This window comes from Stenotrophomonas sp. ASS1 (assembly GCF_004346925.1).
GTDB classification, from domain to species: Bacteria; Pseudomonadota; Gammaproteobacteria; order Xanthomonadales; family Xanthomonadaceae; genus Stenotrophomonas; species Stenotrophomonas maltophilia_A.
Genome location: NZ_CP031167.1, coordinates 997,685 through 1,013,046, shown reverse-complemented (window position 1 = coordinate 1,013,046; position 15,362 = coordinate 997,685). Strand labels below are relative to the sequence as shown.

At 67.0% G+C, this 15,362-nt stretch carries 18 protein-coding genes; 8 read left to right on the top strand and 10 right to left on the bottom strand.

The window, feature by feature from the left end:
- Positions 1-29: 29 nt before the first annotated feature.
- From MG068_RS04730 to MG068_RS04720, 3 genes are all read left to right on the top strand, one after another.
- A complete protein-coding gene (locus tag MG068_RS04730; protein ID WP_010483664.1) occupies positions 30-296 on the top strand; it encodes a hypothetical protein in 267 nt (88 codons plus the stop codon).
- Positions 297-366: 70 nt separating this feature from the next.
- On the top strand, positions 367-1,185 hold the full coding sequence (locus MG068_RS04725; protein WP_132809413.1) for a carboxylesterase family protein: 819 nt from the start codon (positions 367-369) through the stop codon (positions 1,183-1,185).
- 242 nt (positions 1,186-1,427) lie between these two features.
- Positions 1,428-1,919: an REP-associated tyrosine transposase gene (locus tag MG068_RS04720; protein WP_071228058.1), complete on the top strand. Its 492-nt coding sequence runs from the start codon at positions 1,428-1,430 to the stop codon at positions 1,917-1,919.
- A 122-nt stretch (positions 1,920-2,041) separates the two neighbouring features.
- Here MG068_RS04720 and MG068_RS04715 read toward each other — a convergent pair whose 3' ends face one another.
- The 3 genes from MG068_RS04715 to MG068_RS04705 are packed head-to-tail and all read right to left on the bottom strand — an operon-like array spanning position 2,042 to position 4,061.
- Positions 2,042-2,992, bottom strand: a complete 951-nt coding sequence (locus tag MG068_RS04715) for an aspartate carbamoyltransferase catalytic subunit (protein WP_132809411.1) — start codon at positions 2,990-2,992, stop codon at positions 2,042-2,044.
- 15 nt (positions 2,993-3,007) lie between these two features.
- Positions 3,008-3,502: a Holliday junction resolvase RuvX gene (gene ruvX, locus MG068_RS04710; protein ID WP_005408378.1), complete on the bottom strand. Its 495-nt coding sequence runs from the start codon at positions 3,500-3,502 to the stop codon at positions 3,008-3,010.
- Positions 3,495-4,061: a YqgE/AlgH family protein gene (locus tag MG068_RS04705; protein ID WP_005408377.1), complete on the bottom strand. Its 567-nt coding sequence runs from the start codon at positions 4,059-4,061 to the stop codon at positions 3,495-3,497. Before MG068_RS04705 ends, ruvX begins: the two co-directional genes overlap by 8 nt.
- Before the next feature lie 91 nt (positions 4,062-4,152).
- Here MG068_RS04705 and MG068_RS04700 point away from each other — a divergent pair, with 91 nt between their 5' ends.
- Complete coding sequence (locus MG068_RS04700; RefSeq protein WP_132809409.1) at positions 4,153-5,940, top strand: DUF4153 domain-containing protein; 1,788 nt, start codon at positions 4,153-4,155, stop codon at positions 5,938-5,940.
- Positions 5,937-6,479, top strand: coding sequence for a DNA-3-methyladenine glycosylase I (locus MG068_RS04695; RefSeq protein ID WP_107431676.1), 543 nt, complete (start codon positions 5,937-5,939; stop codon positions 6,477-6,479). The genes MG068_RS04700 and MG068_RS04695 overlap by 4 nt, the downstream gene beginning before the upstream one ends.
- A gap of 73 nt (positions 6,480-6,552) precedes the next feature.
- Here MG068_RS04695 and MG068_RS04690 read toward each other — a convergent pair whose 3' ends face one another.
- From MG068_RS04690 to MG068_RS04680, 3 genes are all read right to left on the bottom strand, one after another.
- Positions 6,553-7,260, bottom strand: a complete 708-nt coding sequence (locus MG068_RS04690; RefSeq protein ID WP_132809407.1) for a YitT family protein — start codon at positions 7,258-7,260, stop codon at positions 6,553-6,555.
- Between the two features lie 93 nt (positions 7,261-7,353).
- Positions 7,354-7,803, bottom strand: coding sequence for a GNAT family N-acetyltransferase (locus MG068_RS04685; RefSeq protein WP_049421544.1), 450 nt, complete (start codon positions 7,801-7,803; stop codon positions 7,354-7,356).
- Positions 7,804-7,899: 96 nt separating this feature from the next.
- The gene (locus MG068_RS04680; RefSeq protein WP_049462135.1) at positions 7,900-8,112 is read right to left on the bottom strand and encodes a DUF4287 domain-containing protein; all 213 of its coding nucleotides are present in this window, start codon (positions 8,110-8,112) and stop codon (positions 7,900-7,902) included.
- A 303-nt stretch (positions 8,113-8,415) separates the two neighbouring features.
- Between MG068_RS04680 and MG068_RS04675 the strand changes: the two genes are divergently transcribed.
- Positions 8,416-9,315, top strand: coding sequence for a LysR family transcriptional regulator (locus MG068_RS04675; RefSeq protein ID WP_132809405.1), 900 nt, complete (start codon positions 8,416-8,418; stop codon positions 9,313-9,315).
- Between the two features lie 40 nt (positions 9,316-9,355).
- Here MG068_RS04675 and MG068_RS04670 read toward each other — a convergent pair whose 3' ends face one another.
- The 3 genes from MG068_RS04670 to MG068_RS04660 all read right to left on the bottom strand — a co-directional run bounded on the left by MG068_RS04670 (position 9,356) and on the right by MG068_RS04660 (position 12,800).
- A complete protein-coding gene (locus MG068_RS04670; protein ID WP_107431433.1) occupies positions 9,356-10,339 on the bottom strand; it encodes an aldo/keto reductase in 984 nt (327 codons plus the stop codon).
- A 180-nt stretch (positions 10,340-10,519) separates the two neighbouring features.
- Positions 10,520-11,683: a PilT/PilU family type 4a pilus ATPase gene (locus MG068_RS04665; protein WP_049400675.1), complete on the bottom strand. Its 1,164-nt coding sequence runs from the start codon at positions 11,681-11,683 to the stop codon at positions 10,520-10,522.
- A gap of 79 nt (positions 11,684-11,762) precedes the next feature.
- Positions 11,763-12,800, bottom strand: coding sequence for a type IV pilus twitching motility protein PilT (locus tag MG068_RS04660; RefSeq protein ID WP_006422551.1), 1,038 nt, complete (start codon positions 12,798-12,800; stop codon positions 11,763-11,765).
- Between the two features lie 87 nt (positions 12,801-12,887).
- Between MG068_RS04660 and MG068_RS04655 the strand changes: the two genes are divergently transcribed.
- Together MG068_RS04655 and proC are read left to right on the top strand one after the other, a co-directional pair.
- Positions 12,888-13,565: a YggS family pyridoxal phosphate-dependent enzyme gene (locus MG068_RS04655; RefSeq protein WP_132809403.1), complete on the top strand. Its 678-nt coding sequence runs from the start codon at positions 12,888-12,890 to the stop codon at positions 13,563-13,565.
- A gap of 18 nt (positions 13,566-13,583) precedes the next feature.
- The gene (proC, locus tag MG068_RS04650; RefSeq protein WP_132809401.1) at positions 13,584-14,405 is read left to right on the top strand and encodes a pyrroline-5-carboxylate reductase; all 822 of its coding nucleotides are present in this window, start codon (positions 13,584-13,586) and stop codon (positions 14,403-14,405) included.
- A gap of 59 nt (positions 14,406-14,464) precedes the next feature.
- Here proC and MG068_RS04645 read toward each other — a convergent pair whose 3' ends face one another.
- A complete protein-coding gene (locus MG068_RS04645; protein ID WP_132809399.1) occupies positions 14,465-15,340 on the bottom strand; it encodes a LysR family transcriptional regulator in 876 nt (291 codons plus the stop codon).
- Positions 15,341-15,362 lie beyond the last annotated feature (22 nt).

The following is a 15,362-nucleotide window of genomic DNA, read 5'->3' as shown; positions in this document are numbered from 1 at the left end:
GCGCTGACCCGATCCCAACTGGAACACCCATGGCAACGACGATCGAAAATTACTTCCAGCCCGGCTGGCGCGACCAGCAGCACACCTGCCCGGCCTGCGAATGGAAGGGCAGCTCGCGTGCCATGGAGATGGAGCTGGACGAGGACGCCACCGAGTACGACTGCCCGGTCTGCGAGAACCCACTGCTGGTGGTGCTGCACCCGGATATGGCGCAGGTGCAGGCTGCGGCCGCCGAAGGCAATGCCGAGGCACAGGAGCAGCTGGACATCATCGCCAGCTTCCCGCGCCCGCAGTGACGCGGCGCATGATGCCGGGCCGACGTTGGCGGACTACGATGCAGGCGTTCTTGCCGCTTCGGAAAACCCCATGGTCCGTCTGCTGTCGCGCTGGCTGCCACTGCTGGCCCTTCTGATGATGAGCGGTTGCACTTCGCTGCCGGACAGCGCGCGTGGCCGCTTCGAAGCACGTGCGGTGAAGGTGGATGGACACACGGCCTACTACCAGGTGTTCATTCCCGCGGGCCTGCAGGCCCACAGCCCTGGTGGGCAGACGCCCGCAACCTCCAACGTCCCGGTCATCCTGTTCCTGCACGGTTCGGGCGAGCGCGGCGCCGATGGCATCAAGCAGACCCACGCCGGGCTGGGGCCTTATCTGCGCGAGCATCCCGACTTCCCTGCCCTGGTGGTGTTCCCACAGGTACCGGGCCATGAGGAATGGAGCGGCCGCAACAACCGTGCGGCCGTTGCCGCGCTGGACGCGACGATCGCCGAATTCGGCGCCGACCCGGCACGGCAGTACCTGACCGGCATGTCGATGGGCGGCTACGGCAGCTGGAACATCGCCCTGGACGACCCGCGCCGCTTTGCCGCGATCGTGCCGGTGTGCGGTGCCGTGCTGGCACCACGCGCAAAGCGCCCGACCCTGTTCGTCGAGCAGGTCGTCCAGGAAACCGATCCGTATGCCGTGATCGCGCAGCGCCTGCAGCACACGCCGGTCTGGATCTTCCACGGCGCGCTGGACGACGTGGTGCCTCCGGATGACGACCGCAGGCTGCACAGCGCATTCCAGAGCGCCGCTGCACGCGACGTGCGCTACACCGAGTACCCGGAAGGCAATCACAATGCCTGGGACGCTACCTACGCCGACCCGGCAATGTGGGCGTGGCTGTTCGCGCAGAAGCGCTGAACCGCAGTTTCTCGTAGCTGCCAACCTTGGTTGGCACTGACTGCTCTGGTAGTTGCCAACCTTGGTTGGCATTGACTGCTCCGGTAGTTGCCAACCTTGGTTGGCATTGACTGCTCCGGTAGTTGCCAACCTTGGTTGGCATTGACTGCTCTGGTAGTTGCCAACCTTGGTTGGCACTGGCCTACCTGAAACCAAGCCATTCCCCGATGTTCACTGGAAGCAGGCCCATCCATGCTTGCTCCATGCAGAACACACGTCTCCTGCTCGGTCGTCGCTCCAGCGTCGGCCTCAGCTATATCCTCACCACAGTCGTCCATGACCGCGCACCGCTCTTCACCAACGCCGCAGTGGCCGCCTTGGCAGTGCGCGAATTCCAGCGACTTGATCAGGAAGGCTTCACCCGCTCGATTGCCTACGTGGTCATGCCCGACCACATTCACTGGCTGGTCGAACTGCGCGCCGGGTCACTGGAAACCGTCATGAAGCGTTTCAAGTCGCGCACAGCCCAGCAGGCAAACCGGCTGCTGGGGCGAGTCGGGCGCTTCTGGCAGGCCTGCTATCACGATCATGCGATCCGCTCGGACGAATCGTTGCACCGACATGCGATGTACCTGATGGGAAATCCGATCAGGGCCGGGCTGACGACGCGGTTGGGGCAATATCCCCATGCCTGGTGCGAATGGGAGCTTGGGGCATCATGTGATCTGCCCGATGACATGAGCTCCGGTGGATAGTGCCAACCAAGGTTGGCATCTACCAAAGCGGTGCGCGGACAAGCCGAGCGGTGAGTGTGCCAACCAAGGTTGGCACCCACCACAACAGCAGTACCAACCAAGGTTGGCACCCACCAAAGTGGTCAGCCCAGCAGCGTTTCCAGCACGGCCATGCGTACGGCGACGCCGTTGGCGACCTGGCGCAGCACCCACGACTGCGGGCCGTCGGCCACCTCGTCGGTCACTTCCACGCCGCGGTTGATCGGGCCTGGATGCAGCACCGCGGCATCCTTGCCGGCGCGGGCCAGGCGTTCGTTGGTCAGGCCGTACTGCGCGTGGTACTGCTCCAGCGACGGCACCAGGCCTTCTTCCATGCGCTCGCGCTGCAGGCGCAGCATCATCAGCGCGTCGACGCCTTCCAGCATCGCGTCGAAATCATCACCGACCACGCAGCCCTTCAGGGTCTCGTCGTCCGGCAGCAGCGACTGCGGGCCACACACGCGGATCTCGCCCACGCCGAGCGTGCGCAGCGCATGCAGGTCGGTGCGGGCCACGCGCGAGTGCTTCACGTCGCCGACGATCACCACTTTCATCTTCGAGAAATCCGGGCCCTTGGCCTGGCGCAGGGTCAGCATGTCCAGCAGGCCCTGGGTCGGGTGCGCGCTGCGCCCGTCACCGGCGTTGATCAGTGCAGTGCCCTCACCCGCTGCCTCGGCCAGTGCGGCCACGGCGCCATCATCGGGGTGGCGCACCACGAAGCCGCGCACGCCCATCGCCTCCAGGTTGCGCAGCGTGTCGCAGGCGGTTTCGCCCTTGCGCGTGGACGAAGTCGAGGCATCGAAGTTCAGTACGTCGGCGCCCAGGCGCTGCGCGGCCAGCTGGAACGAGCTGCGGGTGCGCGTGGACGGTTCGAAGAACAGCGTGCACACCGCCGAACCGGCCAGCACGTGGCGCTTGTTGCCGACACGACCGACCGCGGCGTCGCGGATCTGCCCTGCCCGGTCAAGCAGCTGCAGCAGGGTGTCGCGCGGAAGGCCTTCGAGGGTCAGCAGGTGGCGCAGGCGGCCGGAGGCATCGAGTTGCTGGGTGGTCATGGCGGTGTCGGGCAGTCAGGGAATGGGGGTGGCGTCGTCCGGCGACGACAGCCAACGGTCGATGATCACCGCCGCGGCAACGGCATCGAGGGCGGCCGCATCACGGCGGCGCTTGCGCCCTTCGGCGCGCTCGACAGCGAAGCGGCGGGCGGCCTCGACCGAGCTGGAACGCTCGTCGATCATCACCACCGGCAGCTTGAAACGTTCCCGCAGCTGGCGGGCAAAGCCCTGCGCGCGCTTGCGGTTGGGCTGGTCCTGGCCGTCCAGGGTCAGCGGGTCGCCGACCACCAGGCCGTCGGGCTTCCATTCCTTGAGCAGGCGTTCGATCGCGGTCCAGTCCGGGCCGTTGCCATGCACATCGACCACCGCCACCGCGCGCGCATGCGCAGCGAAGGCACTGCCGATGGCCACGCCGATGCGGCGCGAGCCGACATCGAACCCCAGAACGGTGCCATCACGGCGGATGGCCGGGGCAGCAGAATCCGGCGCGGGCGTAATGGGCTCAGACATGGCCGCTGTAGTCGGTCAGCCGGAACAGGTCCACGCCGATGCGCGAAGCCGCGCCCTGCCAGCGCTGCTCCAGCGGCAGCTGGAACACCAGCTCGGCATCGGCCGGCACGGTCAGCCAGCTGTTCTCGGACAGCTCGCTTTCCAGCTGCCCTGCACCCCAACCGGCACAGCCGAGGGTGACCACGGCATTGGCCGGGCCTTCGCCGCGCGCCATCGCTTCGAGGATGTCGCGCGAGGTGGTCAGGTACAGGCCGTCGCCCACGGTCAGGCTGGAATCCCACGCCCGCGCGTCGTCATGGATGACGAAGCCGCGTTCGGGATGCACCGGGCCGCCATTGAGCACCATGCGCGCCTGCAGGTCGCCATCACCGGTGGTGATGTCCATCTGCGCAAGCACTTCACCCAGCGTGTACTCGGAAGGCTGGTTGACCAGCACGCCCATCGCGCCGTTCTCGTCGTGCTGGCAGATCAGCGCGACGCTGCGGGCAAAGGTCGCGTCGAGCAGCGACGGCAGCGCGACGAGCAGGTGATCGGCAAGGGAGGTCGGCGTTACAGGCATGGGCCCATTCTACCTGCTGGGGGCGGGATGGTCGCGCGATGGCGCCGAACCGCGATGGGCTAGGATGGTGCTTTGCCATGGAAGGTCGTCGATGCAGTCTTCATCGCCCCTGACCCTGCCGGCACGCAGCGCCATCGTCCTGATCGCGCTGCTGCAGGGCCTGATGCTGTATGCCGCGCAGGAGCTGTCCGATGCGTGGCCGTTCCGCGATATCGGCTGGCGCTACTGCTGGTATGCCTGGGTGCTGGCCATTCCCAGCGCGGTGGCGCTGAGCCTGGTCGAGCTGGGCCAGCGCCGCCTGTGGCTGCAGGCGGTGCTCGGCTCGGCGGTGGTGCTGGCGCTGGCCGCCTGGATCGGCTGGAACCTCAACGGCGAGACCGCACTGGAATCGGGCGCACTGCAGTTCCCGCTGACCCTGGGCATGGCCGTGGCGGTGTTCGTGGCCCTGCCCTGGTGGCAGTTCCAGCTGCAGCACGGGCATTGGCGCGCCAGCTATCCGGAGCTGTTCGAGCGCGCCTGGCAGAACGGCCTGACACTGGCCCTGGCGGCGCTGTTCACCGGGCTGACCTGGCTGCTGTTGTGGCTGTGGGCGGCGCTGTTCCAGCTGCTCGACGTGACCATCTTCCGCGACCTGTTCCGGCAGGACGCGTTCATCGCGCTGGCCACCGGCAGCCTGGCCGGGTTCGGCGTGCTGATCGGGCGCACCCAGCACCGCGCGATCCAGATCACCCGCCAGGTGCTGTTCGCGATCTGCCGCGGGCTGCTGCCGCTGCTCTCGTTCATCGCCGTGCTGTTCGTGCTGAGCCTGCCGCTGACCGGGCTGGAGCCGCTGTGGAAGACCCGCTCGGCCGCCAGCCTGCTGCTGGTGCTGTCGCTGCTGCTGGTGTCATTCACCAATGCGGTCTACCAGCAAGGCGACGACACCGCGCCCTACCCCGTCGTGCTGCGCCGGCTGGTCGAGGCCAGCCTGCTGGCGCTGCCGGTCTATGCGGTGCTGGCGCTGTATGCACTGGGCCTGCGCGTGGTGCAGTACGGCTGGACCCTGGACCGCTTCTGGGCGGTGCTGATCGCGTTGGCCGTGGCCGGCTATGCACTGGGCTACGCGCTGGCGGTAGTGCGCCGGCAGGGCCGCTGGCTGCAGACGCTGGAGCCGGTCAACCGCTGGATGTGTTGGGCGGTGCTGGCACTGGCATTGCTGGGCAACTCGCCGCTGCTGGACCCGGTGCGGCTGACCCTGTCCAGCCAGTTGGCGCGCCTGCGTGCGGACCCGCCAGCGATCACCAGCAGTGACGTCAACGTGCTGCGCTTCGATCTTGGGCGCCGTGGCGTGCAGGCGCTGCGCGAGCTGCAGCGTGATCCGGCCATCACCGCCGATGCCAACGCGCCACAGGTGATCGCTGCCGCGCTGGCACGTACCTCGCGCTGGGACGATGGACAGCGCCTGGACAAGGGTCTGCAGGACGTCGCCGCCCTGCAGCGCGCGCTGAAGCTGGCCAAGGGATCCAGCTCGCCACCGGACGATTGGTGGCAGGCACTGGCCACCCGCGCGATCAATGGCGAATCCTGCGCCCAGAGCGAGCGCGACTGCCTGATCGTGCATCGCGACCTGGATGGCGATGGCAGCAACGAGGTGCTGCTGTGCGAGCTGTACACCCACCGTGGGCCGGACTGCGTGCTGTACGCACGTGGCGGGGATGGCCAGTGGCGCCGGGCCGGTTCGCTGTTCGGCACCGTCAGCGGCCAGGCCGAGGCGATCAACCAGGCCCTGCGTGACGGCAAACTCACGCTTGTGCCACCGCGCTGGCCGATGCTGTCCATCGGCGGGCGCCCCGCGCTGGCCATCGATCCCGAACCCGAATCCAACGAGCCTTCCCCATGAGCGGTTACTGCCTCATCGCCCCGGGCCATCCGGTGCACGACTACTACCACGCCAACGAATACGGCTTCCCGCAGCGTGACGAGCGCGAGCTGTTCGAGCGGCTGGTGCTGGAGATCAACCAGGCCGGGCTGAGCTGGGAGACCATCCTGAAGAAGCGCGAGGGCTTCCGCGCGGCCTATGACGGCTTCGATGTGGATCGGGTTGCAGCCTACGCCGAGCAGGACATCGAACGGCTGCTGTCGGACGCGGGCATCATCCGCAACCGGCTGAAGGTGCTGGCGGCGATCCACAACGCACAGGTGATCCAGCAGCTGCGGGTCAGCCACGGCAGCTTCGCGGCGTGGCTGGACGCGCACCATCCGCGCAGCAAGGCCGACTGGGTGAAGCTGTTCAAGAAGACGTTCCGCTTCACCGGCGGCGAGATCACCGGCGAATTCCTGATGAGCCTGGGCTACCTGCCCGGTGCGCACGCCGAGGACTGCCCGGTGCATGCGCGGCTGCTGACGCTGTCGCCGCCGTGGTTGCAGGCCTCCCGGTAGCGCCGGCCGCTGGCCGGCAACCTCGGAACGCCTCAGGTGTTGCCGGCCAGCGGCCGGCACTACCGTCGAATCGTCACACGCCCATGTAACGGCCCGGGCGGTGGTTGAACATCAGCACCAGGCTGAGCACCACCGCGCCGATCGCCGAGTACAGCACCTTCGACGGCGACAGCACGAAGAACGCGGCCACCATCAGGCAGGCGTCGTAGGACATCTGCACCTTGCCCGCGCTCCAGCCGCGGGTGCGCTGCAGGTACACCGCCAGGATACCGATGCCGCCGAGGCTGGCGCGGTGGCGGATGAAGAACAGGATGCCCAGGCCGGACAACGCACCGCCCACGATCGCCGAATACAACGGGTTGATGTGCGAGAAGTCGATCCAGCGCGGCAGCAGGTCGGTCAGCACGCCACAGGCGGTGACCGCAGCGAAGGTCTTCAGGGTGAATTCCCAGCCCATGCGCCGCAGCGCCACCCAGTAGAACGGCAGATTGACCAGCACGAACACCAGGCCGAAGTTCCAGCCCATCGAGTAGTGCAGCAGGAAGGCCATGCCGGCCATGCCGCCGATCATCAGCCCACCCTTGGCGAAGATGGCCAGGCCCAGCGAGGCCACCATCGTAGCCAGCACCATGCCCTGCACGTCCTCGGCAATCGAGTGGCGAAGCGCTTTTTCGTCGGCGGCGGTGCCGGCGCTGTCGGGCGGTGGGGTCAGCGGACCGGCGGTGACCAGGTGGCCGTCAGCGTCGTCGCACGGCGCAGAGCCATGGGCGGGAAGGGACATACGGGTGGGGGAACAGCAGGTGGGGAGCGCTATTAGACACGATCTGCATGACAGTTGCAGATGAAATCGTTCAGCTGCGCTCGCCCATTCAGGTTATTCCGGAGGCGTCACCGGCAGCACGGCCAGCATGTCCTCGCCATCATCGTCCATGCCTGTCTCGACGAAACCGAAGCTGCCATAGAAGGCGCCCGCCACCGGATTGCGCGGGTTGTAGCAGATCTCGATCTCGGCCAGGCCGGGCGTGTCCCGGATCTGCGCCAGCGCCAGTTCCAGCGCGCGCCGCCCGATGCCACGCCCCTGCCAGCGCTGATCGACCATGAAGCGCCAGATCGAGATGCGCTGCGGCGTCTCCGGCACCCACATGAAGAACCCGACCAGCTCGCCATCGGCCTGGATGGCGCGGGTCTGGTAGCCGGGATGGAATGCTGCCTGCACCAGCGACCAGGTATTGCCGGCCACGAAGTCCTGCTGCGCCTCGCTGACGTCGAGATCGCATACCGCTTCGTAGTTGTCGACGGTGATCGCGTCCAGCGTGACCTGCATGAGGGCGTCCTGCCTCGGGATGAACGCCCAGTCTGCCTGACCCCGGAGGCCGTGTAGCCTGACCCCCACACGACCGTTCAGCGCCGGGTTGCCTGCTCAGCCCTTTCCGGCCAGATGGTGCGCCACCAGCGCGTTGGCGTGGCCATGGCCCAGCCCATGCTCGCTTTTAAGGAAGCTGACCAGTTCCATGTGTTTCAGGCCCTTCTTGCCCGCCAGCAGCCCGAACCAGTGCGCCACCGGCTGACCGTAGGTCTTCTCGATGGAGGGGAAGTACGAGGCCGGGCCTTTCGGCTTGGTGTCAGCGCTCATGTGCAGCTCCCGTTGAAGTCATTCATTCGACGAACCACAGTCCCTGAAATCGACATCCCCACACGCCTACACAGAATGGGGTCGGAGCCGTTCCAACAGCTCGCGGGAAAATGTCGAAGGCGGGGCGGCTCAGGTTGCGGGGGCGTGAGCGCCATGGATGGCGCGACCGAGGCTACATGGACGTACTTGCGCCGTCCCCCGCAACCTGAGCCACCCCGCCTCCCCTCAGGAAGCCAGCTTTTGACGTTGCCATTGACGTTGTTTCGGCGGGTGCCGGGCGCAGCCCGGCCGTATCATCCCGTCATGCCCCGTGAAAATCTCAACGACCTGCAGGCCTTCGTCCACGTTGCCCGCGAAGGCAGCTTCACCCGGGCCGCCGCCCAGCTGGGTGTCTCCCAGTCCGCGCTCAGCCATGCCATGCGCGGCCTGGAAGAGCGCCTCGGCGTGCGCCTGCTGACCCGCACCACCCGCAGCGTGTCCACCACCGAAGCCGGTGCGCGCCTGCTCGAGACCCTCGCCCCGCGCCTGGCCGAGATCGAGGACGAACTGGCCGCACTGGCCGAGTACCGCGAACGCCCGGCCGGCACCATCCGCATCAATGCCACCGGCCATGCCGCCGAATACATCGCCTGGCCGCGGTTGGCGCCATTGCTGCAGCAGTACCCGGACCTGAAGGTGGAACTGGCTGCAGACTACGGGCTGGCCGACATCGTCGCCGAGCGCTACGACATCGGCATCCGCCTCGGCGAACGGCTGGCGCGCGACATGATCGCGGTACCGGTCAGCCCACCGCTGCGCATGCGCGTGGTCGGTGCGCCCAGCTACTTCCGCCAGCACGTGGTGCCGCGGCATCCGAACGACTTGGCCGAGCACAACTGCGTCACCCTGCGCCTGCCTACGCATGGCGGACTGATGCCGTGGGATTTCGGCCAGGACGGCAACGAACTGAGCGTGCGCGTGACCGGTCAGTGGACCTTCAACACCATGGGCATGACCCGCGCGGCTGCACTGGCCGGCAGCGGGCTGGCCTGGCTGCCGGAAGACCAGGTGCAGCCGATGCTGGACGATGGCCGCCTGCAATCCGTGCTGGACGATTGGTGCCCGCACTTCGATGGCTACTACGCGTATTACCCGTCACGCCGCTACGTCACCGTGGCGATGCGCACTGTGCTTGATGCGTTGCGCGGGCCGATGGCTGGATGAGCTGAGGAGTGCGGACCAACGGTCCGCACCCACCTGGTGATCAGCCCTTGGCCTGCGCGGCGCGCTGCGCGTTGTAGCGCTCACCGACAATCGACACTTCATCCAGCGCCTGCGCGATGCGTTGCAGTTCCTCCGGCACCAACTGCAGGTCGGCCGCGCCCAGGTTTTCTTCCAGGCGATGGATCTTGGTGGTGCCCGGAATCGGCACGATCCACGGTGCCTGCGCCAGCAGCCAGGCCAGCGCTACCTGCGCCGGCGTCGCGCCACGTGCGGCAGCGATCGTGCTGATGCGGTCAACCAGCGCCTGGTTGGCACGACGCGCCTCCACTTCAAAACGCGGTACGGTGTTGCGGAAGTCGTTGGCGTCGAAGGTGGTATCGGCGTTGATCGCGCCGGTCAGGAAGCCACGGCCGAGCGGGCTGAACGGCACGAAACCAATGCCCAGTTCCTGCAACGTCGGCAACAGTTCGCGCTCCGGCTCACGCCACCACAGCGAGTACTCGCTCTGCACGGCGGCCACCGGCTGCACTGCATGGGCGCGACGCACGGTGGCGGCACTGGCCTCGGACAGGCCGAAGTGGCCGACCTTGCCTTCGGCGATCAGGTCGCGCACGGTACCGGCCACATCCTCGATCGGCACGTTGGGGTCGACGCGGTGCTGGTAGAACAGGTCGATATGGTCGGTGCGCAGGCGCTTGAGGCTGGCCTCCGCCACCGCGCGGATGTTCTCGGGACGGCTGTCCAGCCCGGTATCGACGCGCGCATCCTTGAAGCCGAACTTGGTGGCGATCACCAGCCTGTCGCGGTACGGCGCCAGCGCCTCGCCGAGCAGGTCTTCGTTGGTGTAGGGGCCATACACTTCGGCGGTGTCGAAGAAGGTCACGCCACGTTCGACGGCGGCCTGCAGCAGGGCGATGCCCTGACTGCGCTCCACCGGTTGGCCGTAGCCATGGCTCAGGCCCATGCAGCCCAGGCCGAGGGCGGAAACCTTCAGGCCACTGCGGCCGAGTTCACGTGTCTGCATCGTCGTGCTCCAGAGGGGGAGCGTTGACGATACGCCTGCAGAGCCCACGGATTGAATGGGCAGCATTGCAGTTGGTCATGACTGGAATTCATCAATACGCGCAGCCGCCCGCCCGTAGAGTCGAGCTTGCTCGACTCGACAAGAACAGTCGAGCAGGCTCGACGCTACGGAACACGCAGATTACCGGATCTCGGAGATCTCCACGCCATCCAGCCCCTGCGACAGGGTGCGGGCGTCGCCGCCCTGGCTGAGCTTGATGCGCAGGCGCACTTCGTTCTGCGAATCGGCGTAGCGCAGCGCGTCCTCGTAGCTGATCTCGCCCGCCTGGTACAGCTCGAACAGGCTCTGGTCGAAGGTCTTCATGCCCAGCTGGACCGAGTCCTTCATCACTTCCTTCAGCTTGTGGATCTCGCCGTCGCGGATGTAGTCCTGCACCAGCGGCGTGCCCAGCAGGATCTCCATCGCCACCTTGCGCGAACGGCCATCGGGCGACGGCACCAGCTGCTGCGCAACCACGCCCTTCAGGTTCAGCGACAGATCCATCAGCAACTGGTTGCGACGATCTTCCGGGAAGAAGTTGACGATGCGGTCCATCGCCTGGTTGGCGTTGTTGGCATGCAGGGTGCACAGCACCAGGTGGCCGGTTTCGGCAAACGCGATGGCGTGGTCCATGCCTTCGCGGGTACGCACCTCGCCGATCATGATCACGTCCGGCGCCTGACGCAGAGTGTTCTTCAGCGCGGCTTCCCAGCTGTCGGTATCGATGCCGACCTCGCGCTGGGTGATGATGCAGCCCTCGTGCTTGTGCACGAATTCGATCGGGTCTTCGATGGTGATGATGTGGCCGGTCGAGTTCTGGTTGCGGTAACCGATCATCGCCGCCAGCGAGGTCGATTTACCGGTACCGGTGGCACCGACGAACAGGATGATGCCGCGCTTGGTCATCGCCAGCGTCTTGATGATCGGCGGCAGGCTCAGCTCTTCCACGGTCGGAATGCGCGTCTCGATGCGACGCAGCACCATGCCGACCTGGTTGCGCTGGTAGAAGCAGCTGACGCGGAAGCGGCCGACGCCGGACAGGCCGATGGCGAAGTTGCACTCGTGGGTCTTCTCGAATTCCTCGCGCTGCGCCGGGGTCATCACGTTGAGGACCAGGTCGCGGCTCTGCTGCGGCGTGAGCGGGGTCTGCGTGATCGGCGAGATCTTGCCGTTGACCTTCATCGCCGGCGGCATGCCCGCGGTGATGAACAGGTCCGAGGCGCGCTGGTGCGCCATCAGCTTGAGGAACGAAGTGAAATCGATGGTGGTCGCGGTGGTGTTCACGGCGGGCTCCCAATGGGGCATGTACCAGGAAACGGTCGGAGGCGGAAACGGCGCGGAAACGGCGGCGCACTGGCGCACGCCGTCCCGTTGCGGCCCCGCCTTACTCGAACAGGCGCTTGTCCTTGGCGTAGTCGCGGGCCTGGTTGCGGGTGATCAGGCTGCGCTTGACCAGGTCCTGCAGGTGCTGGTCCAGGGTCATCATGCCGTACTGCTGGCCGGTCTGGATGGCCGAATACATCTGCGCCACCTTGTCCTCGCGGATCAGGTTGCGGATGGCCGGGGTGCCGACCATGATTTCCCATGCAGCGGTACGACCGCCGCCGACCTTCTTCAGCAGCGCCTGCGAGATCACCGCACGCAGCGATTCGGACAGCATCGAACGCACCATCGGCTTTTCGCCGGCCGGGAACACGTCGATGATACGGTCGATGGTCTTGGCCGCCGAGCTGGTGTGCAGAGTGCCGAACACCAGGTGGCCGGTTTCCGCGGCGGTCAGTGCCAGGCGGATGGTTTCCAGGTCGCGCAGTTCGCCGACCAGGATGATGTCCGGGTCTTCACGCAGTGCCGAGCGCAGCGCTTCGTTGAAGCCATGCGTGTCGCGGTGCACTTCGCGCTGGTTGATCAGGCACTTCTGCGAGGTGTGCACGAATTCGATCGGATCCTCGACGGTGAGGATGTGGCCGTATTCGTTTTTGTTGATGTAGTCGATCATCGCCGCCAGCGTGGTCGACTTGCCCGAGCCGGTCGGGCCGGTCACCAGGATCAGGCCCTGCGGCTGCTGGATCACTTCGCGGAACAACGGCGGGCAGGCCAGGTCCTCGAGGGTGAGCACCTCGGACGGAATGGTACGGAACACCGCACCGGCACCGCGGTTCTGGTTGAACGCGTTGACACGGAAGCGCGCCAGCGACGGGATCTCGAAGGAGAAGTCCACTTCGAGGAATTCCTCGTAATCGCGGCGCTGCTTGTCGGACATGATGTCGTACACCAGCGCGTGGACCTGCTTGTGGTCCAGGGCTGGGATGTTGATCCGGCGCACGTCGCCGTCCACGCGGATCATCGGCGGCAGGCCTGCGGACAGGTGCAGGTCGGACGCTTTGTTCTTTACGGAAAACGCCAACAGCTCGGCGATATCCATGAGCGGCTACTCCCCAATAACGGCTTCGACTGGAAGGATCTTTCCCCGGGCGGCAGTATAGCCTCCTGATTCAACGGAACGCGTTACGTGGCCACTCCCCTGCCCCAGATCCTGAGCAACCTGCACGCCGCCGCCGAGGCCGCTGGCAGGCCCGACCCACGCCTGCTGGCGGTGTCCAAGACCCAGCCGGCCGAGGCCGTGGCGGCACTGGCCGCGCAGGGCCAGCATGCCTTCGGCGAGAACTACGTGCAGGAAGCGCTGGCCAAGATGCAGGCGCTGCAGCACCTGGCGCTGGAATGGCACCTGATCGGCCACCTGCAGTCGAACAAGGCCGAGGCCGTGGCCAGGCATTTCGACTGGGTGCAGAGCGTGGACCGTTCCAAGCTGGTGACCGCGCTGGCACGCCATCGCCCGGCCACGCGCGGCCCGCTGAACGTGCTGATCCAGGTCAACATCGACGATGAGTCCAGCAAGCACGGCTGTGCGCCGGAGGCCGTGGACGCATTGGCCGCCACGATCGCCGCCGAACCCCAGCTGCGCCTGCGCGGCCTGATGGCGATTCCCGCACCGTGGCCGGAGGCCGAGCGTCGTCGGGATGCATTCGTGCGCATGCGCGCCCTTTTCCAGTCACTGGCCGCCCAGTACGCGCAGGTCGATACGCTGTCGATGGGCATGAGCAGCGACTACGCCGAAGCCATCGCCGAGGGCGCCACCCTGGTGCGCATCGGCACCGCCCTGTTCGGCGCGCGCCCGCGCCCGGCCTGATTTTCCAAGGAGACTTCCATGGCAGCTGATTCCATCACCTTCATCGGCGGCGGCAACATGGCGCGCAGCCTGATCGCCGGCCTGATCCGCCAGGGCGTGCCCGCCGCGCACATCCACGTGGCCGAACCGGTGGCCGCACTGCGCGAGTCACTGGCTGCCGACTTCGGCGTGCAGGTGCACGACAACGCCGCCGATGCCGCCGCGCACGGCCGCACCTGGCTGCTGGCGGTGAAGCCGCAGGTGCTGCGCGATGTGTGCCAGTCGCTGCAGGCGCTGGCGCAGGCGAACCGGCCACTGGTGGTGTCGATCGCCGCCGGCATCACCAGCGCGCAGCTGGAACGCTGGCTGGGTGGCAATCTGCCGGTGGTGCGCGCGATGCCGAACACCCCGGCCCTGCTCGGCGCCGGCGTGACCGGCCTGTACGCCACCGCGTCGGTGGATGCGCAGCAGCACGCACGCGCCGAACAGGTGCTGGCCAGTGCCGGGCGCACGGTGTGGATCGACAGCGAGTCGCTGATGGATTCGGTGACTGCCGTATCCGGCAGCGGGCCGGCCTATGTGTTCCTGCTGGCCGAAGCGATGGAAGCGGCGGGTATCGCACAGGGCCTGCCTGCAGAAGCGGCGCGCACGCTGGTGGTGCAGACCCTGCTGGGTGCCTCGCGCATGCTCGATGAAGCCGGCGAAAGTCCGGCCGAACTGCGTCGCCGCGTGACCTCGCCGAACGGCACCACCCAGGCCGCGATCGAGAGCTTCCAGGCCGGTGGTTTCGAGGCGCTGGTGGATACGGCGCTGCGCGCCGCGCAGGTGCGTGGGCAGGAACTGTCTGCGGCGAATGATTGATCCCGATGTGTGCCGACCAACGGTCGGCACCTACCATCATCCACGCATGGCGTGGATGTTCACTGCCCCAATGTGGCCATGACGAAATCGACGAAGCACTGCAACCGCGGGCGCGGCCGTCGATCCGGCAGGTAGATCAGATGCATGGGCCGCGGTTCGGGCAGGTAGTCGCGCAGCAGCGGCTTCAACCGCCCGGCCGCGATTTCGCCGGCCAGCAGCGCGGTCGGCTGCAGCACCAGCCCTGCGCCGGCCACGGCGGCCTCGCGCAGTGCAACACCGTCGTTGCAGGTCAGCCGCGCCTCCCAGTCCACCTGTTCGCCGTTGGCCAACTGCCAGCCATGGCCGCCGCGCCAGGCCAGGTGGCTCAGGCAATCATGCCCCTGCAGATCCGCGGGCGTGCGCGGCGTGCCGCGCCGGCGCAGGTAGGACGGTGCCGCACACAGGCTCATTGCATACGGCGGCAGCGGCCGCGCCACCACCTCCTGCGATGGCAGCGGCCCGACCCGGATCGCCACGTCGAAGCCATCCTCGATCAGGTCCACGCGGCGGTTGCTCAGGTCCAGCTCGATGTTCAACTGCGGCTGCGCGCGCAGCAGGCCGGCCAGTTGTGGCGCCAGCACGCAGCTGCCCCAGGTGGTTGGCGCGCTGACCCGCAGCAGCCCGCGGGGTTGTACCTGCAGTCCGGCCACGTCCGCCTCAGCCTGCTGCACCTGCTCCAGCACCTGCCGGCACCCGGCCAGGTAGGCGCTGCCGGCTTCGGTCAGGCGCTGGCGGCGGGTGTTCCGTTGCAGCAGCGCGGTACCCAGGTGCGCCTCCAGCTGCTGGATGTACTTGCCGACCATCACCGCCGACACCTGCAGCTGTTCGGCGGCTCCTGCAAAGCTTCCGCACTCGGCCACGGCGACGAAGGCCTGCATGCAGCGAAGGGTATCCATTGCTAATCCAGAGTTAGGAATC

Excerpts from the sequence above, each read along its gene's own strand:
- MG068_RS04680 (WP_049462135.1), bottom strand. The coding sequence starts at position 8,112 with ATGAGCGCTGACACCAAGCCGAAAGGCCCGGCCTCGTACTTCCCCTCC.
- MG068_RS04725 (WP_132809413.1), top strand. The coding sequence starts at position 367 with ATGGTCCGTCTGCTGTCGCGCTGGCTGCCACTGCTGGCCCTTCTGATG.
- MG068_RS04670 (WP_107431433.1), bottom strand. The coding sequence starts at position 10,339 with ATGCAGACACGTGAACTCGGCCGCAGTGGCCTGAAGGTTTCCGCCCTC.
- MG068_RS04660 (WP_006422551.1), bottom strand. The coding sequence starts at position 12,800 with ATGGATATCGCCGAGCTGTTGGCGTTTTCCGTAAAGAACAAAGCGTCC.
- MG068_RS04665 (WP_049400675.1), bottom strand. The coding sequence starts at position 11,683 with ATGCCCCATTGGGAGCCCGCCGTGAACACCACCGCGACCACCATCGAT.
- proC (WP_132809401.1), top strand. The coding sequence starts at position 13,584 with ATGGCAGCTGATTCCATCACCTTCATCGGCGGCGGCAACATGGCGCGC.
- ruvX (WP_005408378.1), bottom strand. The coding sequence starts at position 3,502 with ATGTCTGAGCCCATTACGCCCGCGCCGGATTCTGCTGCCCCGGCCATC.
- MG068_RS04720 (WP_071228058.1), top strand. The coding sequence starts at position 1,428 with ATGCAGAACACACGTCTCCTGCTCGGTCGTCGCTCCAGCGTCGGCCTC.
- MG068_RS04690 (WP_132809407.1), bottom strand. The coding sequence starts at position 7,260 with ATGTCCCTTCCCGCCCATGGCTCTGCGCCGTGCGACGACGCTGACGGC.
- MG068_RS04685 (WP_049421544.1), bottom strand. The coding sequence starts at position 7,803 with ATGCAGGTCACGCTGGACGCGATCACCGTCGACAACTACGAAGCGGTA.
- MG068_RS04730 (WP_010483664.1), top strand. The coding sequence starts at position 30 with ATGGCAACGACGATCGAAAATTACTTCCAGCCCGGCTGGCGCGACCAG.
- MG068_RS04715 (WP_132809411.1), bottom strand. The coding sequence starts at position 2,992 with ATGACCACCCAGCAACTCGATGCCTCCGGCCGCCTGCGCCACCTGCTG.
- MG068_RS04675 (WP_132809405.1), top strand. The coding sequence starts at position 8,416 with ATGCCCCGTGAAAATCTCAACGACCTGCAGGCCTTCGTCCACGTTGCC.
- MG068_RS04700 (WP_132809409.1), top strand. The coding sequence starts at position 4,153 with ATGCAGTCTTCATCGCCCCTGACCCTGCCGGCACGCAGCGCCATCGTC.
- MG068_RS04645 (WP_132809399.1), bottom strand. The coding sequence starts at position 15,340 with ATGGATACCCTTCGCTGCATGCAGGCCTTCGTCGCCGTGGCCGAGTGC.
- MG068_RS04705 (WP_005408377.1), bottom strand. The coding sequence starts at position 4,061 with ATGCCTGTAACGCCGACCTCCCTTGCCGATCACCTGCTCGTCGCGCTG.
- MG068_RS04695 (WP_107431676.1), top strand. The coding sequence starts at position 5,937 with ATGAGCGGTTACTGCCTCATCGCCCCGGGCCATCCGGTGCACGACTAC.